Origin of the sequence: Streptomyces sp. NBC_01276 (genome assembly GCF_041435355.1) — a bacterium.
In the GTDB taxonomy this organism is placed as follows: domain Bacteria; phylum Actinomycetota; class Actinomycetes; order Streptomycetales; family Streptomycetaceae; genus Streptomyces.
In genome coordinates this window covers 7,818,529-7,845,211 of the sequence record NZ_CP108442.1, presented here as the reverse complement: position 1 = coordinate 7,845,211, position 26,683 = coordinate 7,818,529, and the positions used below count along the sequence as shown (strand labels likewise).

The 26,683-nt window shown below is 74.3% G+C and carries 20 protein-coding genes; 10 read left to right on the top strand and 10 right to left on the bottom strand.

Annotated elements, in window-relative coordinates; genetic code table 11:
• The first annotated feature begins 48 nt into the window (after positions 1-48).
• Positions 49-1,401 (top strand): carotenoid oxygenase family protein, encoded by a 1,353-nt coding sequence (locus OG295_RS35215; RefSeq protein WP_371680708.1) that lies wholly within the window; start codon positions 49-51, stop codon positions 1,399-1,401.
• Between the two features lie 139 nt (positions 1,402-1,540).
• On the opposite strand, the gene OG295_RS35210 is transcribed toward OG295_RS35215, so the two are convergent.
• The 4 genes from OG295_RS35210 to OG295_RS35195 form a co-directional block, all read right to left on the bottom strand.
• On the bottom strand, positions 1,541-3,142 hold the full coding sequence (locus OG295_RS35210) for an NAD(P)/FAD-dependent oxidoreductase (protein WP_371680707.1): 1,602 nt from the start codon (positions 3,140-3,142) through the stop codon (positions 1,541-1,543).
• A gap of 166 nt (positions 3,143-3,308) precedes the next feature.
• On the bottom strand, positions 3,309-3,848 hold the full coding sequence (locus OG295_RS35205; RefSeq protein WP_371680706.1) for an EF-hand domain-containing protein: 540 nt from the start codon (positions 3,846-3,848) through the stop codon (positions 3,309-3,311).
• Positions 3,849-4,028: 180 nt separating this feature from the next.
• On the bottom strand, positions 4,029-4,691 hold the full coding sequence (locus OG295_RS35200) for a CE1759 family FMN reductase (RefSeq protein WP_371680705.1): 663 nt from the start codon (positions 4,689-4,691) through the stop codon (positions 4,029-4,031).
• Entirely contained in the window at positions 4,688-5,788 is a 1,101-nt protein-coding gene (locus OG295_RS35195) for an LLM class flavin-dependent oxidoreductase (protein ID WP_371680704.1), read from the bottom strand. Before OG295_RS35195 ends, OG295_RS35200 begins: the two co-directional genes overlap by 4 nt.
• A gap of 188 nt (positions 5,789-5,976) precedes the next feature.
• Between OG295_RS35195 and OG295_RS35190 the strand changes: the two genes are divergently transcribed.
• On the top strand, positions 5,977-9,456 hold the full coding sequence (locus OG295_RS35190) for a hypothetical protein (RefSeq protein ID WP_371680703.1): 3,480 nt from the start codon (positions 5,977-5,979) through the stop codon (positions 9,454-9,456).
• A 195-nt stretch (positions 9,457-9,651) separates the two neighbouring features.
• On the top strand, positions 9,652-10,941 hold the full coding sequence (locus OG295_RS35185) for a chloride channel protein (RefSeq protein ID WP_371680702.1): 1,290 nt from the start codon (positions 9,652-9,654) through the stop codon (positions 10,939-10,941).
• A gap of 57 nt (positions 10,942-10,998) precedes the next feature.
• Here the strand turns inward: OG295_RS35185 and OG295_RS35180 are convergent, their stop codons facing one another.
• A complete protein-coding gene (locus OG295_RS35180) occupies positions 10,999-11,547 on the bottom strand; it encodes a hypothetical protein (RefSeq protein WP_371680701.1) in 549 nt (182 codons plus the stop codon).
• Between the two features lie 166 nt (positions 11,548-11,713).
• Here OG295_RS35180 and OG295_RS35175 point away from each other — a divergent pair, with 166 nt between their 5' ends.
• From OG295_RS35175 to OG295_RS35160, 4 genes are all read left to right on the top strand, one after another.
• On the top strand, positions 11,714-12,136 hold the full coding sequence (locus OG295_RS35175; protein WP_371680700.1) for a UBP-type zinc finger domain-containing protein: 423 nt from the start codon (positions 11,714-11,716) through the stop codon (positions 12,134-12,136).
• 144 nt (positions 12,137-12,280) lie between these two features.
• Positions 12,281-13,591 (top strand): NAD(P)/FAD-dependent oxidoreductase, encoded by a 1,311-nt coding sequence (locus tag OG295_RS35170; RefSeq protein ID WP_371680699.1) that lies wholly within the window; start codon positions 12,281-12,283, stop codon positions 13,589-13,591.
• Positions 13,592-13,891: 300 nt separating this feature from the next.
• Positions 13,892-15,091 carry an enoyl-[acyl-carrier-protein] reductase FabV gene (locus OG295_RS35165; protein ID WP_371680698.1) on the top strand — a complete coding sequence of 400 codons (1,200 nt, stop codon included), beginning with the start codon at positions 13,892-13,894 and terminating at the stop codon, positions 15,089-15,091.
• A 96-nt stretch (positions 15,092-15,187) separates the two neighbouring features.
• Positions 15,188-16,228 (top strand): vWA domain-containing protein, encoded by a 1,041-nt coding sequence (locus OG295_RS35160; RefSeq protein WP_371680697.1) that lies wholly within the window; start codon positions 15,188-15,190, stop codon positions 16,226-16,228.
• A gap of 116 nt (positions 16,229-16,344) precedes the next feature.
• On the opposite strand, the gene OG295_RS35155 is transcribed toward OG295_RS35160, so the two are convergent.
• Positions 16,345-16,749 carry a transglycosylase SLT domain-containing protein gene (locus OG295_RS35155; protein WP_100661137.1) on the bottom strand — a complete coding sequence of 135 codons (405 nt, stop codon included), beginning with the start codon at positions 16,747-16,749 and terminating at the stop codon, positions 16,345-16,347.
• 481 nt (positions 16,750-17,230) lie between these two features.
• Between OG295_RS35155 and OG295_RS35150 the strand changes: the two genes are divergently transcribed.
• Entirely contained in the window at positions 17,231-18,130 is a 900-nt protein-coding gene (locus tag OG295_RS35150) for an NAD-dependent protein deacetylase (protein WP_371680696.1), read from the top strand.
• Between the two features lie 52 nt (positions 18,131-18,182).
• Here OG295_RS35150 and OG295_RS35145 read toward each other — a convergent pair whose 3' ends face one another.
• Positions 18,183-18,803, bottom strand: coding sequence for a hypothetical protein (locus OG295_RS35145; protein ID WP_371680695.1), 621 nt, complete (start codon positions 18,801-18,803; stop codon positions 18,183-18,185).
• A 246-nt stretch (positions 18,804-19,049) separates the two neighbouring features.
• Here OG295_RS35145 and OG295_RS35140 point away from each other — a divergent pair, with 246 nt between their 5' ends.
• The gene (locus OG295_RS35140; protein WP_371680694.1) at positions 19,050-19,484 is read left to right on the top strand and encodes a hypothetical protein; all 435 of its coding nucleotides are present in this window, start codon (positions 19,050-19,052) and stop codon (positions 19,482-19,484) included.
• A gap of 30 nt (positions 19,485-19,514) precedes the next feature.
• Here OG295_RS35140 and OG295_RS35135 read toward each other — a convergent pair whose 3' ends face one another.
• Positions 19,515-20,063, bottom strand: a complete 549-nt coding sequence (locus OG295_RS35135; RefSeq protein WP_371680693.1) for a peptidase inhibitor family I36 protein — start codon at positions 20,061-20,063, stop codon at positions 19,515-19,517.
• Positions 20,064-20,216: 153 nt separating this feature from the next.
• Here OG295_RS35135 and OG295_RS35130 point away from each other — a divergent pair, with 153 nt between their 5' ends.
• Entirely contained in the window at positions 20,217-24,947 is a 4,731-nt protein-coding gene (locus tag OG295_RS35130) for a HEAT repeat domain-containing protein (protein ID WP_371680692.1), read from the top strand.
• Positions 24,948-24,966: 19 nt separating this feature from the next.
• Here OG295_RS35130 and OG295_RS35125 read toward each other — a convergent pair whose 3' ends face one another.
• Both OG295_RS35125 and OG295_RS35120 read right to left on the bottom strand, forming a co-directional pair.
• Positions 24,967-25,902: a hypothetical protein gene (locus OG295_RS35125; RefSeq protein ID WP_371680691.1), complete on the bottom strand. Its 936-nt coding sequence runs from the start codon at positions 25,900-25,902 to the stop codon at positions 24,967-24,969.
• A 213-nt stretch (positions 25,903-26,115) separates the two neighbouring features.
• Positions 26,116-26,520, bottom strand: a complete 405-nt coding sequence (locus OG295_RS35120) for a transglycosylase SLT domain-containing protein (protein WP_100661137.1) — start codon at positions 26,518-26,520, stop codon at positions 26,116-26,118.
• Between the last annotated feature and the right edge of the window lie 163 nt (positions 26,521-26,683).

Below are 26,683 nucleotides of genomic sequence, written 5' to 3'. Positions count from 1 at the left end.
ACCCCGCCCATCCACCGGTCCATCCGTCGGAAGAGGTTCCTTCCCGTCATGAACGACACCACCGCCAAGCCGTACCTGACCGGCCACTACACCCCCGTCGCCGACGAGGTCACCGCCACTGATCTCACGGTCGAGGGCTCCCTGCCGCCCGAACTGTCCGGCCGCCTGATCCGCAACGGGCACAACCCGAAGCCCGGGATCACGCCCACCCACTGGTTCAAGGGCAGCGGCATGGTCCACGGCATCCGGCTGCGCGACGGGCGCGCCGAGTGGTACCGCAACCGCTGGGTCCACACCCCCGCCCTCGACGGCGCCCCCTACATGACCGAACACGGACCCGACCTGACCGCCAGCACCGCAGGCACCCACGTCATCGAGCACGGCGGACGCCTGCTGGCCCTGTCCGAGGCCTGCCTCCCCTTCGAGCTCACGCCGGAGCTGGAGACCGTCGGCGCCCACGACTTCGGCGGCAAGCTGCGCAGCGCGATGACCGCGCACCCCAAGGAGGACCCGGCAACCGGTGAGCTCCACTTCTTCGGGTCCTCGCCGTTCCCTCCGTTCCTGACCTACTACGTCGCCGACGCCAAGGGCGAGATCACCGACAGCGCCGAGGTCCCGGGAGCCACCGCCTCCCTCAAGCACGACTTCGCCATCACCCGCCGCCACGTGGTCTTCGTCGAGGGCAACGTCACCTTCGATCCCGCCGAGCACTCCGGCATCCCCTACGCCTGGAGCGACGGGCAGCCCGCCCGGATCGCCGTGATGCCGCGCGGCGCGGACGGCGCCCGCCACGTCCGCTGGTTCTCCGTCGAACCGGGCAACATGCTGCACGTCTCCAACGCCTACGAGGACGACCAGGGCCGCGTCGTCCTGGAAGGCCCCACCGTGGACCGCGAGGGCTTCCGGCTCTCCTGGAACTGGTGGGTCGGCGCGCCCGGTCGCGGCAGCGAGCCCGCCTCCCGCTCCTACACCCGCCGCTGGGTCATCGACCTGGCCGAGGGTACGGTCGCCGAGCAGATCGTCGACGACCTGCCGGTGGAGTTCCCGACCCTCAACGAGGCCTACCTGGGAGCGGAGAACCGCTACCAGTACGCCATCTCCTTCCCGGACGACAAGGGCTTCGGCGGCTACGGCATCGTCAAGTACGACCGCACCACCGGCGCCCGCCGGGTCCGCCCGGTCGGCGATGCCCGGATGCCGGGCGAGGCCGTCTTCGTACCCGCCGCGGACGCCACGTGCGAGGACGACGGCTATCTGCTGACCGTGGTGTCCGACCTCAAGCAGGACGCCTCGCAGCTGCTGGTCCTCGACGCCTCGGGCCTGGAGCAGGTGGCCGCCGTCCACCTGCCGCGGCGGGTGCCCGCGGGGGTCCACGGTTCCTGGGTCCCCGACGGCGTCTGAGCACCTCACCCCGAGGAACCCGGGCGCGCCGGTGACCGCCCTCGTCTCCCCCGGCACCACCCGTACCACCCGAGCGGACCCGAACGGCCCCGCGAGCTGCGTGCTCGCGGGGCCGTTCGGGTCCGCCTGACGGGGCCGGTCAGAAGCCGCAGGACGCTCGCGCGTCCTGGAAGCGCTCGGGACGCCGCCGTCGGTATTCGACCAACGACTGCGCGACCGCGGCGCCTTCGCCCACGGCGGCGCCGACCCGCTTCACGGATCCGGACCGCACATCGCCCACGGCGAAGACCCCGGGCAGGCTGGTCTCCATCGGCAGCGCCTCCGGCCCGGCCCCGCCGCTGCCGGTCAGGACGTACCCGCGGTCGTCCAGCCTCAGCGTGCCGCCGAGCCACTCGGTCGAGGGGCGGCCGCCGATCAGGACGTACAGGCAGTGTGCGGAGACCGTTCGCTCGGTGCCCGCGCGCTCGCGGAGCCGGAGCCCGGTGAGGGTGGTCCCGCCGAGGCATTCGGCCACCTCGGTGCCCAGCAGGACCTTCAGGCCCGGGGTCCGCTCGATGCGCTGCACCAGGTAGCTCGACATGGAAGCGCCGATGTCGGTGCCCCGGACCAGCAGGGTGACGGAGCGGGCGTAGCGCGCGAAGTAGAGGGCGGCCTGTCCGGCGGAGTTGCCCGCGCCCACCATGTACACGTCCTCCCCCACGGTCGAGGGGGCGTCGGAGAGGCACGATCCGTAGTACACGCCGGAGTTGAGGAGGCGGTCGACGCCGGGAGCCGTGAGGCGGTTCCAGTCCACACCCGTGGCGACGACCACCGCGGCCGCGGTCACCGAGGCCGTTTCGTCGGTACCGGCCTTGGTGAACTCGACGGTGTGGTCGCCCGTTTCCGTCGGGGTCACCCGGCCGGCCACCCGGGTGGGCTGCCACTCGACGCGGGCCCTGCGGGCCTGTTGCAGGGCCCGCTGGGCGAGGTCCCCACCCGTGAGGCCCACGGGGAACCCGAGGTAGTTCTCGATCCGGGAGGTCGATCCCGCCTGCCCGCCGGGCGCGTCGTCCTCGATCACGACGACGCTCATGCCCTCGGCGGCGGCGTACACGGCCGCGGAGAGCCCTCCGGGGCCACCGCCGATCACCGCGACGTCGTAGTGGTCCTGCTCGGCCTGCCGGATGAGACCGAGCCGTTCGGCCAGCTCGCTGATCGGGGGGTCCGCCAGCTCGGTGCCGTCGCCGAGCCGGACGCGCACCGGGGCGTCCCGTACGTCCTCGTCGGGCAGCCAGCGGAAGATGACGCCGCTGCGACCGAGGAAGTCGCGCACCGCGTAGGCGGCGGGTGAGAAGCGGCTGCCGCGCACCTCGGCCGTCGGCAGATCGCCGCGGAAGTCGGCGTTCCAGGTGCACAGGGAGTCGTCGAGGGCGCCACGGAGGTGCTCGGCCGGGTTCTCGTCGCTCCCGGCCGGTGCGGTGCGCACGCCGGGCACGGCGTCGGAACGCCCGGTCAGCGACAGCCAGCGCACGCCGGGGTGCGCCGCAGCCGGATCGGGGGCCTCATCGGCGAGCACGGCGGCCACGGGTACCTGCCGGTCGGCCAGCGAGTTCAGCGCCCTGACCACCTCCGCCGGGCCTCCGACCTGCAGCACGCGGAACGACGTCCGGTACCAGCTTTGCACCAGCTCGGCCGTCTCGTGCCGGCGGAGCGGATCGGAGTCGGAGAGAACGATCACCGGCAGTGCGGCTTCGGCGGCCATCAAGAGGTCCTCCAGATAGGTCTTGGGAGATCGGCTTCCTCTTGCGTTCAACGAGCGGGGGCCCGATACGAATCGGCCCGGAGGCCCCGGAGCTCGGGAGACGCGACCGCGGGCCGGCGGGGCCGCAGGGGGGCATGGCGGTGCCCCCCTGCGGACTGCGGACTGCTCAGAGCCGGCCGAAGAACTGGTTGCCGGGGGCCGAGTGGTTCTCGCTCGTGTAGTACTCCTTCATGGCGGAGCTGATCTCGTCGCGGCTCAACTGCCCGTCCCCGTCGAGGTCCAGCCGGTCGAAGGCCTCGTCGAAGGTCTCGCGGGGCAGGCGGAACATGCCGTGGAGCAGAGAGGTGTACTCGTCACGGCTCAGCATGCCGTCGCGGTCGCGGTCGGCGAGCTCGGTCCAGGCGTTGCTCATCGTCCTGATGCGCTCCCAGATCCTGTTCCGGTCCGTGACGATCCGCGCCCGGAAGGCCGCCCGGAACTCCTGCCGGTCCACCCCTCCGTCGTCGTTCTTGTCCATCGCCTGGAAGACGGTGTCCCAGAGGTCCGCCAGCGATTCCCTCAGTCCGGCCACGGCGTCCGGGGCCAGGCCGTGTGACTCGGCGAGCCTGTCCGAGAGGCCGATGACGTCCGACTTCACGAGCCGCCCGTCCCGGTCGGAGTCGAAGACATCGAACGACCGGTCCAGCTTGATGTCCAGAACGCTCACGACACCATCCCCTTCACTTCATGCAGTCGTCTCGTGACGCTGCGTGGCGGGGCCCAGGAAACCACACGCCCCGCCCTTCCCGCAGGCGAAGAAGGGGTGACTGCGCGTTCCGGGTGACGCGGCCCGGCCTCCGCGGTGAGCTCACCCGGTGGGGTCACGCGGCGGCCGCACCCGATGGGGTCACGCGGTGAGTCCGGCCTGCAGCGCGGCCAGCCGCTGCTCGAAGGGCACCGGTGCGAAGCCGTCCGCCGGGTCCACCGACGTGACCGCCCCCGTCGACGAACGGGGTGCGATCGCGGCGGCGGTGTCGACGTCCGGGGCGGCCCGTCCGGCGGCGGGGGCCATGAAGCGTGCGAGCTCGGCGCCCGCGCGGGAGATGCGCTGCGCCAGACCCTGCCGGCCCCAGTCCTCGGAGGCCGCGTAGACGGCGGTCGGCACGACGAGTGCGCGCAGGTGGGTGAAGAGCGGGCGCATGGCGTGTTCGGTGACCAGGGAGTGCCGGGCCGTACCGCCGGTCGCGCCGAGGAGGACCGGTTTGCCGGTGAGTGCGTCCTTGTCGATGAGGTCGAAGAACGATTTGAACAGGCCGCTGTACGAGGCCGCGAACACCGGGGTCACGGCGATCAGCCCGTCGGCGGACGCCACCGCGTCGAGCGCGGCGGCCAGTCGGGCGGGCGGGAACCCGGTGACGAGGTGCTGGGCGATCTCCGTGGCCAGGTCCCGCAGTTCGATCACCCGGGGCTCGGCGTCCACGTGCCGGAGCGTCGCGGCCGCGAGGCGGTCGGCGAGCAGGCGGGTCGAGGAGGGCGAGCTCAGCCCGGCCGATACGACGACGGTCTTCATGCCGGCGTCCCCTCCTCCGGGGTCTCCCGGGCCGCGGCCACGCGGGCCCGGTGCGTGGGCGCGTCCGGCACTCCGGCGGGACGCAGGTTCGCGAACTCCTTGCGCAGCACCGGCACGACCTCCTCGCCGAGCAGGTCGAGCTGCTCCAGGACGGTCTTCATGGGCAGGCCCGCGTGGTCGATGAGGAACAGCTGGCGCTGGTAGTCGCCGGCGTAGTCACGGAAGGAGAGGGTCCGCTCGATGACCTGCTGCGGGGAGCCGACGGTCAGCGGGGTCTGGGAGGTGAACTCCTCCAGCGACGGGCCGTGGCCGTAGACCGGGGCGTTGTCGAAGTAGGGGCGGAACTCGCGCACCGCGTCCTGGGAGTTCCCGCGCATGAACACCTGGCCGCCGAGTCCGACGATGGCCTGTTCGGGGGTGCCGTGGCCGTAGTGGGCGTAGCGCTGCCGGTACAGCTCGATCATCTGCCGGGTGTGGGAGGGCGGCCAGAAGATGTTGTTGTGGAAGAAGCCGTCGCCGTAGTAGGCGGCCTGCTCGGCGATCTCGGGCGAGCGGATGGAGCCGTGCCAGACGAAGGGTGCGACGCCGCCCAGCGGGCGGGGCGTCGAGGTGAAGGACTGCAGCGGGGTGCGGAACTTGCCCTTCCAGGTGACGGTTTCCTCGTCCCACAGGCGGCGCAGCAGCGCGTAGTTCTCGATGGCGAGGTCGATTCCGTCGCGGATGTCCTTGCCGAACCAGGGGTAGACCGGTCCGGTGTTGCCGCGGCCCATCATCAGGTCGACGCGGCCGTCCGCGACGTGCTGGAGCATCGCGAAGTCCTCGGCGATCTTCACCGGGTCGTTCGTGGTGATCAGCGTCGTCGACGTGGAGAGGATCAGGTTCTCGGTGCGCGCGGCGACGTAGCCGAGCATCGTGGTCGGCGAGGAGGGGACGAAGGGCGGGTTGTGGTGCTCACCGGTGGCGAAGACGTCCAGGCCGACCTCCTCGGCCTTCTGCGCGATGGCGAGCATCGCCTTGATGCGCTCGTGTTCGCCGGGTGCACGCCCGGTCGTCGGGTCGGCCGTGACGTCACCGACGGTGAAGATCCCGAACTGCATGGCTCCCCTTCCAAAGTTGTTTACGATTCAACGATACCTGGCAACAGGGGGCGCGGCCGATCTATTCCGGGCCGGGAGGAGAAGATCCGCTCACCGCCCGGCCGGGCGCGTCGAGGCGGTGCGGCCGGTGCGCCGGTGGCCCGAAATCCGGTGGGCGGAGGGTGTGCCCGTCGGACACAATGCCCGTGATGATCTCCACCGCCGGCGAACTGCTCGCCGCCCTCGAAGACCTGCCGCACGCCGCGCGGCTCCGGTACACCGCCGTCACCGCCCACCGGCTCTCCGCCCGGGGACGACTGGGCCCCCTGCTCACCGGGCTGGACGCGCTCGGCCCGTACGAGCGCCGCCTCGCCGCGCTGGCCGCCCTGACCGCCGGGGAAGCGGAGTACCTGGCGGCCCGGCTCGCCGATCCCGACCCGGTGGTCCGCCGGTACGCGTTGCGCGGCGCGCGGCGGCTGCCCGTCCCGGACTCCGCCGTCGAGGCCGCGTACGAGGACGCGCCCGCCGTGGTCCGGGCCGGTCTCACACGGCTGCTGCGTGACGGGCGGCGGCCCCGACTGGCCGAGCGGCTGGTGCCGCGGGTGCGCGCCGAGTACGGCGACCGGGACGCGGCCCGCCTGCTGCCGGGCTGCTCGCGGGAGTTCACCGCGCGGCTGCTTCCCGAACTCGCGGGGGCGCTCGCGTACGAGGACTGGGGCGGACTCGCCGTCCGCCACCCGTGCGCGGTCCTCGACCACGCCGAACGGGAACTCGACGGTCTGCCCTCCCGGTCGCGCGACCTCTGGTGGCGGCGGCACGCCAACGCGATCGCCGCGGCCCTGCCCGCCGCACCCCAGCGGGTGCTGGACCTGCTGGAGCGGAACGGTCCGGACGGCCTTCCCGGTCCGGTGCACGACCGGCTGGGCGACCTCGTGGCGGTGGACGCCGAGCGGGTCGCCCGTTGGTTCGCCGACCCCCGCCGGGCGGTCAGGCGGTGGGAACGGACGCCCGGCCGGGCGGTCATGCGCCGGCTGGTGTCGGCGGACCCGGCGTCCCTGCCCCGGCTCGGGGCCCTGTGGTTCCACCGGGAGGCCTTCGGCCTGCTGCTGCGGTCGGTGCCACCGGCTCGGCGACCTGCCTTCGTCGACGCCGTGGTCGCCGCGGGCCGTCCCGGCGGCAACGTCAGCGCGCACGAAGGGGTGCTCGCCCGGCTGCCTGCCGCCGAACGGCACCGCCGCGCCCGCGCCTCGGTCGAGGCCCTGCGCACCGAGGGCACGACGGACTGGGCGCTCTGGCACTCCCTCGCGCTGCTGCCGCCCGCCGAGGCCCGCCCCGAGCTCCTGGCCGCCCTCAGCACGAACGACGCCGATGAGCGCGGGACGATCTGGGAACGGCTGACCGTCAACGCCGGCCTCACCGGTGATCCGGAGGAGGTCGCGGCGGTGCTGGCGCTGGCCGCCGGCCGACTGGCCAACGAGCGTGACCCCGTACGCCAGGAGGCCCTGTCCGCCTTCGACGACCTGCCGGTGCCGCTCCTCGCCGCGGCCCTCGACGCCGGCCCGGCCACGGCGTCCCCCGGGACCGTTCCGACCGCTCCGTCCTCAGGGGACCGTACCGGGGCCGACTGCCTGGAGCGGCTGTGCCGGGACGCCCTGCGGGCCCGGGACTGCTCGGCCCTGAGCCGGGAAGCGATCCGCTCCCTCGCCGTGAACCTGCTCGCCGCCGGGGACGCGCCCGGCGGCGGGGACCGCGGTGCCACCGCCCCGCGTACCGCGGTGCGCATCATCGAGACGCTGACCGCCCACACCGGTACGGTCGCACTCGGCCGCCCGGGAAGCGTGTCTCCCGGCGGCGGGACGCGCGCCCTGCTCGACGCGCTCGGCCCGTGGCTGGACCGGGCCGCCGCCCGCGGGGACTTCGCGCCCCTGCTGGCGCTGGTCACATCCTGCGGGCATCGCGCGTACCGGATCCCGGAACTCCAGGACCGCCTCGAACAGGCCCTGCGCACCTGCCCGGACGGGGTCTTCGGCGAGGTCGCCGCGGCCTGGCTCGCCGATCCGGCGGCCCGCGGCCACCGCGTGGCCCGGCTCCTGGAGCGGGAGCCCTCGGCCGCCTTCCTTCCCCCTGTCCTCGCCGTACTCGCCGCGGAGCGGACCGACCTGCTGGACCTCGCGCTGACCGGGAGCCCCGTCCCGGGCGGCCGGTTCCCGGCGGCCGGCGCTCCCCGGCCGCTTCCCCCCTTCCGGTACGCCGACCGGTGGCTGCCCCGGCAGCAGAGGGCCGCGGTCCGGCTGGCCGCCGACGTCATCGCCGGTCCCGGACGGGGCCTCGACGAACGCGCCGCGCTGCTGCGGGCGGTGGCCCCGGTGCCGGAACACGGGCGGGCCCTGCTCCAGCGGTACACCGCCGCCGCGCCGGGGCCCGGGGGCACGGCGGCGGCCCTCACGTCGGCGGCCCTGGAGGCGGCCGCCCACACGGACGACCCGGCCTCGGCCCTCGCCGTCCTCCTCGACCACGCGGGCGACGACAGCGCCGTGGCCGCGTGGTCCGCGGCCGGCCGCGCGGCCGCCCACGCCCGGCCCAGCCGGCTCGCGGCCCTGTTCCGTGACGTCCTGACCCGCGATCGCGGGGTCAAGGTCACGGTCCGGAAGGCGGCCGCCCGGCTCGCCGCCCGCCACCTGTCCCCGGCCGCCGCGACCCGGCTCCTGTCCACGGTGGCGCGCACCCCCGGCATCCATCCGGACGTGCGCGTCACGGTCGTCGGTCTGGCCCCGGCGTTGCTGCCCGCCGAGGAGATGTGGGGCCTGCTGGACTCGGCGGTCACCGACGGGCCCGATGCCGCCCGGCGCGCCCTCACGGAACCGGACCCGACGCGGCTGTCCGCGGCCGACCGGCCCCGTTACGGGGAGCTCCTCGCCCGGCTGCCCTTCGTCGTCGGGGGGCAGGCGCCGGATCTCGCCCTGTCCGTGCTCGGCGACTGGGCGCGGTACGCGCCCGCGGCCGGCACGGCGCTGGCGGACGTCTACACCGACCTCGCCTCGCCCCTGAGGCCGTGGCGGGCGAGGTCCGCCCTGATGGGCCTGGCCCGCTCCGGACTGCCCCACCCGATCGGCGGTGTGGAGCCCGGGAGCCTCCTGGACGATGTCGTGGACCGGCTGCTGGTCCTCGTCGCGGCCGGGGAACCGGAGGGCGGTGGGCGCGAGGATGATCTGCCGGCACGCCGTCGCCTGGAATCCCTCGCCGACTCAGCGGCCGGGGACCACCGGATGTGCGCGGCCCTGGCCCGGAGGCTGGGGACCGATCCGGCGGTGACGGCCGCCCGTACCTCCCTCCTGGTACGGGCGGTCGACCTGGAGGCCGACGCCGCCGGGCTGCGGCGCTCGCTCCGTGAGCTGACGGCCGCCGTCGAGGGCCGCCCCGTTCTCGCGTTCCGGGTGGCCGGGGACCTGGAGGAAGCACACCGGTACGGGCCTCCGCTCGCCGACCCCGCCGCGGCCCTTGCAGCGGTCCGCGATCTCAGCGGCGACGGGGATCTGGCGCGGGGCCTCCTCGCGGTCGGCCTCGCCACGGCCCTCGGAGCCCGCCAGCATTGGCCGGACGCCTGCCGCGCCGCCCTCGTCGGGCTGCGCCGTCACCCGGAGCGGGAGGTCCGGGAGGCGGCGTACGCCACGGTCCTGGGCGGAAGCTGAGCCCGCACGGGGGGCGCCGTCCCCGGGGCGCATCCTCCGGACGGACCTGGGCGGCGCGCCGGGGGCGGCCTTCCGCCACGGGTTCGGCCGGTCGGGGTGGCGGGCTGCCCGGACACGGCGCGGTGCGCCGCCCCGGGCCGCCCGGGCGGGAAGGCTCGGCCGACAGGTCCGTGCGGCTCACAGGAGGGGTGGCCCATGCCCGGTGCCCGGCCCCCTCTCGCAGCGGACGTACGCGCCTTCGTGGTCACCGCGGCGGCGGGATGCCTGGTCGGGCTGGTGGGCGGCGGCTTCCGGTGGTGCCTGGAACGGGCCGACGCGCTCCGCCGTGCGCTGCTGGGGGCCGCCGCCGGGCTCGGAGTGGCCGGGGTGCTGGTTCCGATCGCCCTGACCGCGTCGGGTGCGCTGGTCGCCCACCTCATCGCCCGGCGGGTCCCGTACGCGGCCGGCAGCGGCATCCAGCACGTGGAAGCGGTCTGGCGGGGGGAGAGCGCCACGCACCCCTGGCGGCTGCTGCCCGCGAAGTTCGCCGGTGGCCTCGTCGCGATCGGCTCCGGCCTGGTCCTGGGACGGGAGGGCCCGACCGTCCACATGGGCGCCGCCATCGGGGTCCTGGCCGGCCGACACGGCAGGCTCGGGCCCGAGGACGCCCGGCTGCTGCACACCGCGCTCGGCGGGGCGGGCCTGGCCGCCGCGTTCTCGGCCCCGCTCAGCGGGCTCCTGTTCGTCTGCGAGGAGGTGACCCGATCGTTGCGGCCCCGTCTGGTGCTGTTGACGCTGCTCGGCACCGTCGCGGCCGTGGCCTGTGCCGAGCTGATCGTGGGCGGTGCCCGCGTCTTCCCGTTGCCGGACCTCCCGGCCCCGCCGCTGTGGACGCTGCCGGCGTTCCTGCTGTTCGGCGCGGCCGCCGGGGCCCTCGGCGCCGCGTACGCCCACCTGGTCGTGGGAACGCTGGAGCTGTGCGACCGGATGACGCGGGTACCGGTGCCGGTGCGCGCCGCCGCGATCGGCGCCGTGGTCGGCGCGCTGATGGCCGTGGACCCGCTGCTGGCCGGTGGCGGCGACCCGCTGACGGAGCGCCTGCTGACCGCGGCGGGCCCGGGCGTGACGGCCCTGACGGCCTACCTCGCCGTCCGGTTCGTCGCGGGCCCGCTGAGCTACGCGGCCGCGACCCCCGGCGGACTCTTCGCCCCGCTCCTCGCCCTCGGCGCCCTGTGGGGAACGCTGGTCCACGCGCTCGCCGCGCCCGTGCTGCCCCCGCACGCGCCGGGGCCGGCCGCGTTCGCCGTGGTGGGCATGGCCGCCCTGTTCACCGGAGTCGTCCGCGCACCGGTCACCGGCATCGTCCTGGCCGCGGAGATGACGGGCGCGGTCTCTCTGTGGCTCCCGCTGCTCGTCGCGTGCTTCGCGGCGACGGTCACCGCCGACCACCTGGAGAGCGAGCCGATCTACGACAGCCTCCGCCGCAGGATGCTGCAACGCCCCTGACGGTGCGCCGCCGGCCGCCGCCCTCCGGACCGGCGGTCCGAGGCGCTCAGCGAAGGTTCACCCGGCCCGCCCCGCACCCGTCGCCTCCGACGCCATTTCCTGCAGCCTGGCCCGCGTCGTCGTCGAGTTCACGGGGAGCACACGGGTGATCGTGCGGTCCAGCCACGCCGTGTCCGCGAGGCGGTGGAGCTCGCCCTCGTCGACCAGATGGGACAGGAGGGCTTGGAGGAAGGCCAGTTCCCCGATGGGGTACCACCACGGATGACGGTCGAAGAAGACCAAGCGGTCCTCGTACGGGTGCCGAACAGTCATGTGCAGATAGCCGCCCCGACGTCCCCGCAAAGGGCCCGGCAGCCCGGCGAACATGCCGAGCAGGCCGACCGTTGATCCGGCCTTGCCCGGGAGCCTCGCTCCGATGGTGACGCCCATGCCCATCATGATCCTCGACCAGGGGATCGACTCCGTCGAGGAGTCCCGCGCGTGGGCGCGCATACCGTCCTCACCGAACTCCACCCAGGCGCCGCCACCCGCCCGCCCGGGATCGCCCAGCAGCCAACGGCCCTCCACCCGTACCAAGGGACCCAGGGATAGAATCGTGTCAGTCATGGCTCGATTTGATCAGACGCACGGGTGACACCCGTTCGATTTCGGCCACTTGCCCGTCGGCCAGGACGGCGCGCTGCCGGCCCCGTCCGCCCGGCAGCCGCTCGTGGCGGCCCGGAGACCCCGACGCCCTTGCCGCCGCCGAGCCGCACCCCGAGGGAGGAAGGCCGTGAACGGTCCGCACGGGCAGGCCCCGCGGTGGCGCACCGCCCCCGACGGCGGGCGACCCGAGGGCGCCGCGTGCGCCCACCTCGACCAGGCCCTGCTGCCCACCGATCTCGCCACGGAGCGTGGCTGCGCCGCCTGTCTGGTGCTCGGAACACCCTGGCACCGGCTGCTGCGCTGCCTGACCTGCGGAGAGGTGGGCTGCTGCGACAGTTCACCCGGCCGCCACGCCCACGCGCACGCGGAGTCTTCGTCCCACCCGATCGCCGAGTCCTACGGGAGCGGGGAGAACTGGGCCTGGTGCTACCGCGACCACCTCTTCCTCGTCCCGGCGTCACCACCCGGCGGCGAGCAGGTGCATCCACGGGGCCGGCCCCGGGCGAAGCAAGGGGACAGAGGCGATCGCCGTGACCAGGACCCGCCGTAGCGGACCCGTGCCCCTCCGCCCTGACCCGGCCGGTGTGCGCCGCCTGGGGGGAGGCGGCCGGTGTGCCCCGGGAGCAGGGCCTCCCACGCGTCGTAGCGTCTCCCCGTGAAGGGGGTCGAGAGGTGGAAGAGAGGGTGATCGCGCATGGGGCGAGACGGACAGGACCGTGGCGGCGGGAACGGCCGCGGCAACCACGTGATCGTGGTCGGCGCGGGCGCGGCGGGACTCGCGTGCAGCGCCGACCTGCTCGCCTCGGGCGTCGGCGTCAGCCTGTTGGAAGCGGCCGAAGCGGTCGGCGGGCGCATGCGCACGGACCGTGTCTCCGGCTTCGTCCTCGACCGCGGCTTCCAGGTGTTCAACACGTCCTACCCCCAAGTCAAACGGCGCATCGCCCTCAGGCCGCTGCGCCTGCGACCCTTCACCCCGGGCGTGCTCGTCCACACCGGTGGTGGGCGCCTGCGCCGGTTCACCGACCCCACCCGGCGACCCGGTGAAAGCCGCGACCTGCTCCCGGGCCGGCTGGCCTCGGCCCGCGACCTGACCGCGCTCGGTGTCCTGACGGCGCGCGACGCGCTCCTTGCGCCCCGCCGGCTGCGGGCGCGCCCCGAGCGGACCACCCTGACCGCCCTGGCCGATGCGGGATTCTCCGCCGACCTGGTCGAATCCTTCTTCCGGCCCTTCCTTGCCGGTGTGTTCCTGGAGGACGACCTGGAGACCTCCTCCCGGTTCCTCCACTTCGTGTGGCGCAGCATGCTCCGGGGCACCCTGTGTCTGCCGGCCGACGGCATCGGCGCCGTGCCCGCCCAGCTCGCCGACGGCCTCCCCGCCGGCGTGCTGAGCCTCGGGACCCCGGTCGCCCGCCTCGCCGATGACGGCGTGGTCCTGGCCGACGGCGCGCGACTCCGGGCCGACGCGGTCGTCGTCGCCACCGGCCAGTCGGCGGCGGCCGGGCTGCTGCCCGGACTCGCCGTCCCCGCCGGACGCACCGTCACCACCCTCTACCACGCCGCCGCCCGCTCTCCCCTGCACGAGCCCACCCTGCTCGTCGACACCCGGCGCCGGTTCCTCAACACCTGTGTGCTCAGCGAGGTCCACTCCGGCTACGCCCCCGACGGCCGGGCCCTGATCTCCACCTCCGTCCTCGGCGCTCCCGGCTCCGCGGAGGAGGCGGTGGTCCGGGCCGCGCTGGCGGAGGCGTACGACACCGACACCGGTGCCTGGGAGTTGGTGCACCGCTGCACCGTCCGGGACGCGCTGCCCGCCATGCCCCCGCCGCTGCCGCTCACCCGGACGACGCGCTTCGGCTCCGGCCGGTACGTCTGCGGCGACCACCGGGCGACCGGTTCCCTCCAGGGCGCACTGGCCTCCGGAGCCCGAGCCGCGCGCGAGGTGCTGGCCGACCTCGGTGCCACCGGGAGGCCACGGCGGATCCCGGCCCGGAGGCCCCGGCCGTGACCGGCGACTGGTGATCAAGGTTTGAGTGTCAATGCCGGACATGACAAGGAGAGACCGTGTTCAGGTGTGACGTACCGTCATGAGCGGTTGCCCGGATCGTGGATACGCTCTCCGATGACGGGCGGCCTCAGCAGGACTCCAGGTGGACGGGCCGGTCACCGGCCCGGCCCCGGTCGGACCGGTGACCGGCCCGCAGCGCGGCCGTCCGTCATCATCCCGGACGAGGAGACCGGCCGTACGAGCACGGTCGCGGACCACGCAGGCTCCTCGTCCCCCGCCTCCTGACGGAATGGACCGTTCGTGAGCCTTCGCCAGATCGAGCCCAAGCAGCGCGGATTCCTGATCGTCAACTCCCACCCCGACGGCGCCGCGCAGAGCGTGCGCCGCATGTGGGACGCCATCCCGGAGCGTGCCGACGGCCGCCGCCCGGTCGCGCTGATCCTCGGGCACTCCGCCGGCTACGGCCTCGCCACCCTGCTGACCGGACTGCGCCGGCACGGCATCCGCGGAATCGGCGTCGCCTTCGAGGCGCCCGACAACGGTCGCCGTACCGCGACCGCCGGCTGGTACCGCACCGCGGCCGTCGCCGAACTCGCCGCAGACGGTGGGCACGACATCCGGTTCGTGAACACCGACGCCTTCTCCGCCGAGGCCAAGTCCCGGGTCTGCGACCTTCTTGAGGAGCACTACGGGCCGGTCGACCACCTCGTCTACAGTCTCGCGGCCCCCCGGCGCACCGACCCGGTCACCGGCATCGTCCACCACTCCGTGATCAAACCGCTCGGCGCCGCGTACGAGGCACCCGCGCTGGACTTCTCCGGCGCTGCACCGCGGGTCGTACGGGCTCGGATCGAACCCGGCACGGACGAGGAGACCCGTGCGACCGAAGCCGTGATGGGCGGCGACGACTGGAGCCTGTGGATCGGCGCGCTGGCCGCCCGCGGCCTGCTCGCCGAGAAGGTCACCACCGTCGCCCTCACCTACGTCGGCTCCGAGGTCACCGCTCCCGTGTACCGGCAGGGCACCATCGGCGCGGCCAAGGAGCACCTGGAGCGGACCGCCCGCGACCTCAACTCCTCCAGCCCGCTCAAGGAGAAGGACGGCCGCGCCTTCACCGTCGTGGCCGGGGCCGCGGTCACCCAGGCCTCCAGCGCCATCCCCTCCATCGCCCTGTACACCGCCTTCCTGCGTACCGTCCTCGGTGAGGACGGCTTCCGCACCACCGCCGAGCAGGCCGCCGACCTGTGGGACCAGCTCGAAGGCCACACCCCGCTCGTCCTGGACGGGCAGGGCCGGATCCGCCTCGACGGCTGGGAGCTCGACGACCGGGTGCAGGAGCGCGTCCGCGCGCTCTGGGCCGACCCCGAACGGGGCCTCGGAGAGTCCCGGCCCGGGGCCGACTGGTTCATGGACCGGGTCCGGGAGTTGTACGGCTGGGGCATCGACGGCGTGGCCTGTGACCGGCCGGTCGAGACCGACGTGCCCTGGCCCAGCCGGTAGCGCCGCGGGGCGGCCGGGCGGGCCGGGGAGCCACGGCCGATTGTCAGTGGCGGGTGCGAGGGTGAGGACATCGAAACGCGATCAGGGGGAGCGGACATGTCCGGAAACCAGAACTACATCAATCACGTTGCTCTCGTTCTGGATGCCAGTTCGTCCATGTCACACATGCGCGGCAAGGTCATCGAGGTGGCGGACCAGCAGATCGCCTACCTGGCCCGCCGGTCGCAGGAACTGGACCAGGAAACCCGTGTCACGGTGTACGTGTTCGCCGACACCGTGCAGTGCGTCATCTACGACAAGGACGTGCTGCGGATGCCGTCCCTGAAGCAGCTGTACCGGGTCGGGGGAATGACGGCCCTGCTGGCGGCCGCCCTGAAGTCGCAGCGCGAGCTGGCGCAGACGGCTCAGCTGTACGGCGACCACAGCTTCCTGACGTTCGTGCTGACCGATGGTCAGGAGAACGCGAGCCACCGCTGCCAGGACGCGCCCGGCAGCGATCCGCGCGCACTGGTCCAGGCCGTGGCCGAGATGATCGCGAAGCAGGAGGACAACTGGACCCTGGCCGTCCTGGTGCCCGACCAGATGGGCAAGCGGGAGGCCATGCAGTACGGCTTCCCGAAGGAGAACATCGCCATCTGGGACGCCACCAGCACGCAGGGCCTGGAGGAGGCCGGGCAGGTCATCCGGGAGGCCACCGAGAAGTTCATGGTGGGCCGTACGAAGGGCATCCGGGGATCGCGCGCCGTGTTCTCCATGGGCGCGGAGGCCGTCAACAAGGACACCATCAAGGCGGCCGGACTCACCCCGGTGGACCCGGGTCAGTACCAGCTGCTCCCGGTGGACCGTGACGCGGCGATCCGGGAGTGGGTCATCGAGTCCGGACACGCGTACCGCACCGGCGGTGCCTTCTACCAGCTCAGCAAGTCGGAGAAGATCCAGGCGCGGAAGCAGATCGCGGTGCTGGAGAAGAAGACCGACCGGGTCTACGCCGGGCCGGAGGCCCGCGCCCTGCTGGGCCTGCCCGGCACGGAAGTCCGCGTCAAGCCGGACCACAACGACGAGTTCACGATCTTCGTACAGAGCACCAGCGTGAACCGGAAGCTCGTCCCGCAGACCCGCCTCCTGCTCATGGGCTGACCGGCCCCTGCGTCTGCGACGAGAGTGGCCGCGGGCATGCGAAAACGCCCGGCGGGGTGGTCCCTGCCGGGCGTTTTCGGATGTCCGCGGTCCGCTGTCCGCTGTCCACCGGTGGTTTAGTACCAGTGGTTGTTCTGCCAGAAGTTCCAGGCGCCGACGGGGCTGCCGTAGCGGGAGTTCATGTAGTCCAGGCCCCACTTGATCTGGGTGGCCGGGTTGGACTTCCAGTCCGAGCCCGCCGAGGCCATCTTCGAGGCCGGCAGGGCCTGGACCAGGCCGTAGGCGCCCGAGGAGGCGTTCGTGGCGGTGAAGTCCCAGCCGCTCTCGTGAGAGACGATCTTGTCGAAGGCCGCGAACTGCGCCGGGTCCTTGATCATCTGCTGCGCGATCGCCTTGGCGTTCATCGGGGCGGCCTGCGCGGGAACCGTGGCCAGCATCGAACCGGCGACACCCAGGGCGAGGACGGTACCCGCGAGGGTCTTCTTCGAAGCGGCGATGCGGCGGATGACGGCGTTGGACACGGAGGAACCTTCCGAAGGGGACAAGGACCGTCGCGGGCACGCCGAAGACGTGCGTGAACCACTCACGCAGAAGCAGAGGGGATCCTGGGCGGCGGGTGAAGCACCCGTGCCGCCCGGCGACCCATCCAGTTCTACCGACGCCCCGACCGCCTGGCAAAGACCCCGCCTACTACACACCCTCGCAGCGGGAGGTCCGAGGCCTCGGCGGGACCGGGTGGATCCGCGCAGGCCGGAGCCGCTCCCGGACGGCTTCACCGACCCCGCGGACCGCTACTACCCCGGATCGTGTGTGACGTGGGCCCTATGGGCCGAGTCACCACGGGGAGCCCCGCACCTCACCTGCCGTGACCACTCGTACCCGTACCGGATGCCCTCCGGGGCCTTCGTCGGCCGGCGGCAGCGACCCGTGGCCCGCTCCCCGCGCGGAGAGCGGGCATCGGCCCCTGTGCCGGCGCCCTGCCCGTTCCGTACGCTGGGCGGCATGCGCACGCGCCCCACGCTGAGCTGGACACCCGCCGCGGACCTGCCGCCCGGCACCGAGGATCCACGGCCCGTCGCCGCCGCCCTGCGAGCGGGCGGGGTGCTGGTACTGAGCGGAGCGGGCCTGTCGACGGAGTCGGGCATCCCCGACTACCGGAGTGAAGGGGGGAGCCTGCGCCGGCACACCCCGATGACGTACCAGGCGTTCACCGGCTCCGCCCAGGCCCGGCGGCGGTACTGGGCGCGCAGTCATCTCGGCTGGCGCACGTTCGGCCGCGCCCGGCCGAACACCGGGCACCGGGCCGTGGCGGCCTTCGGACGACGGGGTCTGCTGTCGGGGGTGATCACCCAGAACGTCGACGGCCTTCACCAGGCGGCCGGCAGCGAGGAAGTGGTGGAACTCCACGGGAGCCTGGGCCGGGTCGTCTGCCTCTCCTGTGGCGCCTCCGGCTCGCGCCGGGAACTCGCCGAACGCCTGGAAGAGGCCAATGCCGGCTTCGAGCCCATGGCCGCCGCGATGAATCCGGACGGTGACGCCGACCTCACCGACGAACAGGTCGGGGACTTCCGGGTGGTGCCCTGCGCGGCGTGCGGCGGTGTCCTCAAGCCCGACGTCGTGTTCTTCGGCGAAGCCGTGCCCCCGTCGCGCGTGGAGCACTGCCGCGCGCTCGTCCGCGGGGCGACCTCGCTCCTCGTGCTGGGTTCCTCGCTGACGGTGATGTCCGGCCTCCGGTTCGTCCGCCAGGCCGCCGAAACCGGCAAGCCGGTGCTGATCGTCAACCGGGATCCGACGCGGGGCGACCGGCACGCGCTCACCCGGGTCGGCCTCCCGTTGGGCGCCGCCCTCACCACCGTGTCCGACCTGCTGGACGTACCACTCGACGGCCCGCCGACGTCCTGAAGCAGCCGCGCGCGGGGCAGCCCTGCGGTGGCCTCCGCACGGGCGCCGCCGTTCAGGGTCCCGGTGTCCGTGGGTAGGGGCCGCCGCGGACGAGCAGGCTGCCGTGGTGGCGGGGCCGGTCGCCGCGCTCGTGGGCGGCGTCGGAGCGGTCGGCCGGTGCCGAGCGGCGTGCCAGGGAGTGCAGGGTCGCCAGGCCCGCCAGGACCTGGTCCCGGTGCTGCGCGGACTTCATCCAGCCCGGGAGCCGGGCGAACATCGCCCGCGTGGGGGAGGCACGGCGTTCGCGCAGCCGGGCGCCCACGTAGGCGGCGAGGGCATCGACGTGCTCCTCGTCGTAGGCCCACAGCACCCGTCCCACGCACCGCGTCTGGAGCCACAGCGGCCGCCTGAAGAAGGGGTCCTCGGTGCCGCCGGGCACCGCGCCGACCAGCCCGGCGCCCCGCTGTTCGGCCGTCCGGTCGGCGACCCGGCCGCAGCCGGGGCAGCTGAGGCGGCGGGGCAGGAAGAGCAGCTGGCCGGAGTACTCCGACGCCGCGAGCGGCGGCCGGGGTACGACGAGCGCCCGGCCGCCGCACCCCGGGCAGACCACGAGGATCCGAGCGGTGAAGCGGACGAGCCACGTGCCGTCGTCGTGGTGGCGGAGCGGGCCGGGGGCCGCGGAATCGGGGCTCATGACCAACACCCTGCCGCACCGGTGCGCGGACGCCCTCCAGGGGGTGCCCTGCGACGGCGTGCACACGGCCCGGAGCGCGTGGAAGCACTCCCCTGCCCCACCGCGCCACGTGCGCCCCCTGAGTGCAACGCACGCCGGCAGGACACGCCCCGTTTCGGCGCCGAGTTGGCCGAATTCCTGCCGTGCCGCGTCCCTGCCCCTACCGTGTAAGCCTGTTGGCCGCGGGCCTGACGAGGGGGATGCGGCGTGTCCACGTGGAACGGCATCGGTACGAAGTACCTGGGATTCAGCCACAGGCAGCCCGACGGCAGCCACCACGCCACCGAGTGGTTCGTGATCAGCTACATGCCGGTCGTACCGCTGCGGCGGTACCGACTGGTCGTGGGGGCCACGCAGTATGCGCCGGGCGCCGTGGGAGGCGGTACGTCGACCACCTCCTATGGCGTCCTCGGACGTTCGCCCTTACGCGTGCGCGACGTCCTGACCACCTACCTGATCTGGTGGGTGGCCGGTCCCGCCCTGGCACTCGGTCCGTTCTTCCTCATGGCCCGGGTGGCCCCGGACGCCGGCCGGGGATCGGCCTTCTGGAGCGCAGTGATCGTCATCGGCGCGCTGGTGTGGGTCGTGGGCCTGCCGCTGCTGCTCATCTCCCGGTCCAGGCGGTGGCGCGGCCTGCCCTGAGTCGCGCCTGCGGCGCGCGTGGCCCCGGGGTCAGGGCAGCCGGCAGTCGTGGAACCGGCCGGAATGGATGTGCCCGAAGGCTGCCGGGAGTTGTGCGATGCCCCGCCCCGGAAGGACGGTCAGGCTCCGGCCCTTGTAACCGGGCTTGCTGTAGACGGTGACGCACCGGCCCCACAGCGCGCCGTCCGCCGTGCGGGCGGCGGCACCGTTCCACACCGACGCCCCGTCGTTGAACCCTACGTAGGCAGTCGTCTCGGGGAAGCGCGGCATGTCCGTGGCCACCAGGCTGACCACGCCCGTGTACGCGGGACCGGTCCATCCGCACACCCAGCCCGGCGAACAGTGCTCGCCGGGTGCGTCGGAGGCGTCGGAGGCGCCGACTCCGGCGCGGGCCTCGGGGGCGAGCGCAAGGACGAGGACGAGGCAGGCCGCAGCGCCCAGAGCACGGGCCGCGCCGGTCCTCCTCCCGACTTCCGCGCGGCCCCTTCGGGTCACGGCTCCGGCCTGTGCGCTCACGTGGATCACCGCCGCTCTCCGGTCGTCCGCCGGGCTGGTGAGGGACTGCCCGCCCGCATCCATCGCACCTCCCCTCCACGGAGGTCGCACCTCGGACCGCGCGACGGCCGGAGCCGTACGCGGCGACGGGCACGGTCCGGATGCCGGGTGCGTGGCCCTGCGGCCCCGGCGCAATCCCTTTGGTGGTACCGGGAAGCTCCCGGCTAGCATCCGACGGTGATCACGCCCGCAGACACATCCTTCCGCGACGCGGTCCGTCGAGCCGACGTCCGCTGGCTGTCCGGCCACATCGACGTACGGCTCTGCCCTCCGGCCGTCTTCGGGCCTCTGGTCCGGCACGGGGATCCGGACCTGCGGCACCTGGGGCTGCTCCTGCTGGCCGAGCGCGTCGCGTCGGTCCGGACGGGCGACGCGGCGGGGATGGCCGAACTCGCGGAACTGCTGCCGACGTCCGTGGAAGGGCCGCCGGAGGCGGCGCTCGTCCTGGCGCGGCTCTACGAACGACTGGGGCAGTATCTCCGGGAACCCCGCATACCCGCGTGGCGTTCGGCCGGGCTGCCGGCACGGGTGCGGATCGCCTGGCTGCGCGCCGAGCTCCTGAACGAGCCCACGATGGTCCGGAAGGAGGCTCGGGGCGAACTGCTGTACCAGGCCGTGCGGGAGACCACCGTCACCCGCGCGCCCCGGCCGGAGCAGCTCGTGGACGAGCTGGTGGACAGCGGTGACCCGGTGTTGCAGGCCGCGGCGCTGCGACTGACCCGGCAGGGGCTGCACGCCGGCCTGCTGGCGCCCGTACTGGTGCGCGGCCATCTGATCGGGCTCCTCGGCGCGGGCAGCGCGGGCAGCGCGGACGTCGCCGCCGCCGCGCTGGACGAACTCGGCGAGCCGTGGGCCGCGTTGTCCCCCTTGCCGCTCGGGTGCCTGTCTCCCTTCCTGGCGGCCGATTCGGTGGTCGCACGGCCCGCGGCGGCCGGCGCCGCGCTCACGGCCGCGGCCCGCCACGGGCACGCCGGGCTGCTGTGGCAGGTCATCGAGGATCCGGATCTGCCGCCGGGGCTCCGCACGCGCGGGATGGAACTGCTCGGTGACCTGGCGGACCGGGGTGACATCGGCGCGCTGACGGCCGTCGCCGCACGGGATCCGTTGCTCTTCGGCGGGCCCGCGATGACCTGCCTGCGGGGGCTCCACCGGCGTGGGCACTTCGCCGACGCCGCGCAGGTCCCCTCCGTCCTCGGCCTGGCACTGGCCGATCACACGATCGCGCCCGCCGAGGTGGCGACGATCCTGTTCACGTGTCGGCAGGAGATGTTCCGCGCACTGGTGGATGCGCTCGCCGAAGATCCGTGCGGGCCTCGGCGGATCGCGCTGTTGGTCGCCCTGGCCGGACAGGGGGCGGCGGAACTTCCCATCGGCGACGCGATCACACGGGCGCTTCCCTCGGCCCCCGCCCCCGGGCCGCTCCTCGACGCGATCCGGGCGTTGCGGCACACGGATGCGGAAGAGTCCGTGATCGCCCTCCTGCCGTCGGCGCCCGCTGCGGCCCTGGCCGCTCTGGAGGCCATCGGCGGGCACCGGACGACGGCCGCGCTGAGGCGGGGACTCGGTCTCGCCACGGGCCCGGACCCGGCATCCGCCACCGCCACCGCGCCCTCCCCCGCGGAAAGCGCGGGCGTGATCGCACCACACCTGCGTGCCGTGCGCGACCGCGCCCTTGAGGTGCTGTGGCACCTGACCCAGGATCCGGCCCAGCGGCGCGACGTCCTCGACCGTCTCGATCCCGCCGATCTGCCCCCGCGCATCGCCGTGGATCTGGGCGGCCCGGACGAACGGGAACTGGCCCTCCTGAGTTCCCACCTGGACCCCGGCCGGCCGGTGGCCGCACTGCGCAGGCTGGCCGCCCACGGCGGCGCCGGCACGCTGCCGGTCATCGCCGACCTGCTCCTGCGCGTCGTGGCCGAGCTGGCGGCGTCCCACGAGCCGGGCGCAGCCGCCCCGCGTTCCGACGGCGGCCGGCCCGCCGGGGAGCCCGTGGTGCCCGGGGAGGTCCTGGAGGCCGTGCACGGCCTGGGCCGTCGCCTCCACGAGCGGGGACGGATCAGGCCCTCCTGCCTGCTCGACGCGGCCACCGCGGCGGACGCCGGACACGCGCTCGTCGCGACCATGGCGCTGGACCTGCTGGACCGGCCCGGGCTGTCGGCCGGCGAGCAGGCGATCCTGCTCGAACTCCTGCTCCGTGCCCCCTACGCGGGCACCCGTGCGCGGGTGCACCGCCTGCTGCGGCACCGCGACCGGCACGTGCGCAAGCACGTGATCGCGCTGCTCGCCCGCGACGCCGCGGGGGACGACGCCCAGGCACTGTCGGCGACCTTGATCGCGCTGACCTCGGCCCAGGACGTCCAGACCGTACGGCAGGCGCTCCTGGCGCTCGGTCACGCGCGGGCCCGCTGGGCCTCCGCCGCGATCGCCGCCTGCCTCGGCCATCCGAACATGAACGTCAAGAAGACCGCCGCCGAGGTCCTGGTCGGCGCGGGCACGCCCCTGGCCGTGCCGGCCATGCTCCACTGGCTCGGGCGCCACGACAATCCGGGCCTGCGCGGCACGCTCGTCGAGGCACTGCGCGGCGTCCTCGGCGACGCCTACCCGGCGACCGTCCTCGCCGCCGCAGAACACAGCGAGGACGCCCGTACCCGCGGGCTGCTGCTGGAAGGCCTCGACCGTACGCTCTCGGCGCGCTCGGTCCTCGCCCTGCACGGCCAGTCGTCACGGGTCGCGCCGACGCTCCTCGCGCTGCTGGCGACCGGCCGGATCGGCCTCGCCTCCGGGACGGCCGGGGACCTGTCGACGGCCATGGCCCATCACGGGGTCACCCGGCCCGCCGTACCGCCTCCGACGGTGGCCTCCGGGGCGGAGCAGGACGTCAGGAAGCTGACGGAGCGGGGGTGGGACCCGTCCGTGGCGCTACGCCTCGCCGCGCGGCCCGAGCTGCCGGACCCCACCCGACTGCGGACGCTGCGGCCCATGCTGGCGGACTGGCTCCGTCTGGCCGGCGGCGAGCCCGCCGTCCGGGCGCGTCTCGTCCTGCGGCTCACGCTGCGGCTCTGTCCCGCGCCGTGGACGGCCGGGGAACTGACGGCCTTCGGCCGGTCCGCGAACGTCCTCCTCGACGGACTCTCCGGTCTCGCCCGGCCCGCCGGACCTGCCGGACCTGCCGGACCCGCCGGACCCGCCGGACCGGACGCGGCCTCGGCCGCAGACCGGGACGACCTCATCGCGGTGCTCGAAGCGGTCGCACCGCGCCTCGCGGCGGCCGAGGGGGCAGCCGTCGCCCGCACGGTGCGCGCGCTGCCCCCCGCCCCCGCGGGGAGCCGGTCCACCCTGACGCTGCTGCGCGCCCTGGGCGCGGTGCTGGTCCGTTCCGACCTGGATCGGGCGCTCGCCTCGGCCCGGCTGGGAGCCGGGCCCTGGGAGGCGGAGGCCGCCGTGCTGCGTGAGGCCTTCGCCGCCCCGCCCTCCCCCACGGCCACCGCGGGGGCACGGCGGTGGCGGGCCGCGCTCGACGCGGCGGTGCGCTCGCCGAGGGCACAGGGGGAACTGCGCCGGCTTCGCGAACGGCAGGACGGCGTCCCCGGCTCCCGGGAACGCCTGGACGCCCTGATCGACGCCTACCCCGGCGCCGGCCCCGAGGTACGCGCCGCGCTCGTCGACTGGATGACGGACGTCCAGCCCCTCGACGCGCCCTCCTGGACCATCGCCGAGACCGCCCGCGCCGCGGCGCCGCAACCCCGGACCGTGCACGTCGACGACCTCGACCAGCCCCGTTCGGCCGCGCAGCGGGAGCGCCTGCTGGACATGCTGGCGGGCCCCGCTCCCGACCGGCGGCAGGCCGCCGCCCTGGCGCTCGCGAAGTGGCCCGAGCCCGAGGTCCGGCTCGCCGTGCTCCGCGCGTACCTGCGGGGCCGCGTCGACGTACCCATCGATACCCTCCCGGCCCGCGCGCTGACCGCCATCGGCGAGGCGGACCTGCGCGCGGACGAGGTCCTGCACGACCGGGTGGCCCTCGTGGCGACCCGGCTCGACACCTGGCAGCCGGGACCGCTGGTCCCGCTGCTGCTCGAATGGTGGGAGCACGACCCGCCCGCCGGCAGTTCCGCGGCCGGGCGGGCGCTGGGCGCCGTCCCCGCCGACGTACTGGCGGAGCACCTCGGCGAGCGCCTCGACGCCGGGGCGTGGGGGTTCCTCGACCTGCTCCACGGACGCTCCCTGCTGCGCACCCCGGCGCTGACCCGGGCCCGTCGTCGGCTGCGGGCCGAAGGGCGCGACGACCAGGCCGACCGGCTGCTGCTCGTCGAGGGTCCGCTGCGCCGCCCGGACGCGGCGGAGCAGGACGCCGCCGCGCTGGCGGTGCTCCGGCACCGCGCCCCGGCCGCGCCGGCGGAGGCGTCGGCGCCGCCGTCGCGGCAGGAGCTGCTGGACCTGGCCCGCAGCGGCGACCCGGTGCGGGTGCGCCAGGCGCTCACGTGGCTGGCCGCCGGACACCGCGGTCCGGACGCGGACCGGGACCCCGGGCTGCGGGAGCTGATCGCCGAGCTGCTGCGCCATCCCAGGGCCGGGGTCCGCCTGCACGCCCACCGGACCTCGCGGGCCATGCTGGACCGCCCGGCCCATCTGCACCACACGTCGATGCTGCTGGACGACCCCCAGCCGGACCTGGTGCGCACGGCGGTCCGGACGCTCTGCCACGCGACCTGGATCCCCGCGGCCCCCGCGGTGACCGGATTGCTGGAGCACCCCCATCCCGCCGTCCGCAAGGCGGCGGCCGAGGGGCTCGTGGGCATGGGTGCGGCGGCGGTCCCCGCCCTCCGGCATGCCGCCGTGCACGCCCGGCCGGACAAGCGGTCCCTGTACACGGCGGTCCTCGAACGGATCGAGAGCGCCGGAGCCGGGTAGTTCCGTCACGGCCGGCGGTTCACCGGTCCGCCGCCGGCCCGGCGCTGACATCGGCGTCCGGTGTCAGCGGACCGGTCCCTACGCGCCCACGTGTACGGCGCCAGTACCAGCGGGTCGCCGCCAGCAGGGCCACACCGTATCCGGAGAAGGCCGCGTACCCGATCCATCCGACCAGCAGGGTGTCGTCGGCCGAGTCGAAGCTCCCGGTCGGGATGTCGATCACACCCGTCTGGGCCAGCGCCAGGTACCCCAGCCCCAGCAGCCCGTAGGGCACCAGGGTGGCCGTCCCGATCAGCGCCGGGGTCAACGGCAGCCAGCGCGGCAGGCGCAGGCCCCACGGCCGGATCAGGCAGAACAGCAGCAGGATCCCGGCGAGGGCCATCAGTACGGTGGCGTCCAGCCCCCACCGTTCCAGGGTCAGCCACACCCCGGAGGCCCCGTTGCGCTCGGACTCCGCCAGCACCTCGGCCCCGCTCACCCCCGCGAAGGTGCCGCCCAGGGCCCAGTGGAGCTTCATCGCGATGTACGGCAGGAAGGTCGCCACCCCGACGTACGGGATCCATCGCCCCGGCGGTCCCGGCCGGGCCGCCACGGCCGCGTCCCGCCTCGCGCCGGCGGCCACGGCGGCAGCGCCCGTGAGCAGTGCTCCCACCAGGCCCAGCGCATGCGTCACCGCGCCCGTCACGCTGTCCACGCCCTGCCCGAACAGCAGCGCGAGCACGTCCATCAGCAGCGTGCAGCCGGCCGCCACGGACAGCCCGCAGGCCGCCCACAGCAGTACGCGCGCTCGCGCGGCGAGGCCCGCTCCCGCCGCTGCCACCGCCGCCGCGAGGGCCCACACGGCAACCGGCGGCCGGGCCTCGTACAGCCCGGCCCCGGCCGCGAGGGCACCCGCGGCACCCACCCACCAGCCACAGGCCACCGATACCGTCGGCGTCAGCATCTTCGAAGTCATGGCAGAAGCCTGGCCCCGGCAGGCCGGCCCGCACATCACTTCCCGGGTTGATCCCGCTCCCCCGCCCGGGGGAGGGAGCAGGTCGGGCCGGAGCGCCGCAGACCGGGCAGGGATCGCCGCCGGTTGCGCGGGCATGCGAAAACGCCCGGCGGGGTGGTCCCTGCCGGGCGTTTTCGGATGTCCGCGGTCCGCTGTCCGCTGTCCACCGGTGGTTTAGTACCAGTGGTTGTTCTGCCAGAAGTTCCAGGCGCCGACGGGGCTGCCGTAGCGGGAGTTCATGTAGTCCAGGCCCCACTTGATCTGGGTGGCCGGGTTGGACTTCCAGTCCGAGCCCGCCGAGGCCATCTTCGAGGCCGGCAGGGCCTGGACCAGGCCGTAGGCGCCCGAGGAGGCGTTCGTCGCGGTGAAGTCCCAGCCGCTCTCGTGAGAGACGATCTTGTCGAAGGCCGCGAACTGCGCCGGGTCCTTGATCATCTGCTGCGCGATCGCCTTGGCGTTCATCGGGGCGGCCTGCGCGGGAACCGTGGCCAGCATCGAACCGGCGACACCCAGGGCGAGGACGGTACCCGCGAGGGTCTTCTTCGAAGCGGCGATGCGGCGGATGACTGCGTTGGACACGGAGGAACCTTCCGAAGGGGACAAGGACCGTCGCGGGCACGCCGAAGACGTGCGTGAACCACTCACGCAGAAGCAGAGGGGATCCTGGGCGGCGGGTGAAGCACCCGTGCCGCCCGGCGACCCATCCAGTTCTACCGACGCCCCGACCGCCTGGCAAAGACCC

Excerpts from the sequence above, each read along its gene's own strand:
- OG295_RS35215 (WP_371680708.1), top strand. The coding sequence starts at position 49 with ATGAACGACACCACCGCCAAGCCGTACCTGACCGGCCACTACACCCCC.
- OG295_RS35210 (WP_371680707.1), bottom strand. The coding sequence starts at position 3,142 with ATGGCCGCCGAAGCCGCACTGCCGGTGATCGTTCTCTCCGACTCCGAT.
- OG295_RS35200 (WP_371680705.1), bottom strand. The coding sequence starts at position 4,691 with ATGAAGACCGTCGTCGTATCGGCCGGGCTGAGCTCGCCCTCCTCGACC.
- OG295_RS35195 (WP_371680704.1), bottom strand. The coding sequence starts at position 5,788 with ATGCAGTTCGGGATCTTCACCGTCGGTGACGTCACGGCCGACCCGACG.
- OG295_RS35190 (WP_371680703.1), top strand. The coding sequence starts at position 5,977 with ATGATCTCCACCGCCGGCGAACTGCTCGCCGCCCTCGAAGACCTGCCG.
- OG295_RS35185 (WP_371680702.1), top strand. The coding sequence starts at position 9,652 with ATGCCCGGTGCCCGGCCCCCTCTCGCAGCGGACGTACGCGCCTTCGTG.
- OG295_RS35180 (WP_371680701.1), bottom strand. The coding sequence starts at position 11,547 with ATGACTGACACGATTCTATCCCTGGGTCCCTTGGTACGGGTGGAGGGC.
- OG295_RS35170 (WP_371680699.1), top strand. The coding sequence starts at position 12,281 with ATGGGGCGAGACGGACAGGACCGTGGCGGCGGGAACGGCCGCGGCAAC.
- OG295_RS35160 (WP_371680697.1), top strand. The coding sequence starts at position 15,188 with ATGTCCGGAAACCAGAACTACATCAATCACGTTGCTCTCGTTCTGGAT.
- OG295_RS35150 (WP_371680696.1), top strand. The coding sequence starts at position 17,231 with ATGCGCACGCGCCCCACGCTGAGCTGGACACCCGCCGCGGACCTGCCG.
- OG295_RS35145 (WP_371680695.1), bottom strand. The coding sequence starts at position 18,803 with ATGAGCCCCGATTCCGCGGCCCCCGGCCCGCTCCGCCACCACGACGAC.
- OG295_RS35135 (WP_371680693.1), bottom strand. The coding sequence starts at position 20,063 with ATGGATGCGGGCGGGCAGTCCCTCACCAGCCCGGCGGACGACCGGAGA.
- OG295_RS35125 (WP_371680691.1), bottom strand. The coding sequence starts at position 25,902 with ATGACTTCGAAGATGCTGACGCCGACGGTATCGGTGGCCTGTGGCTGG.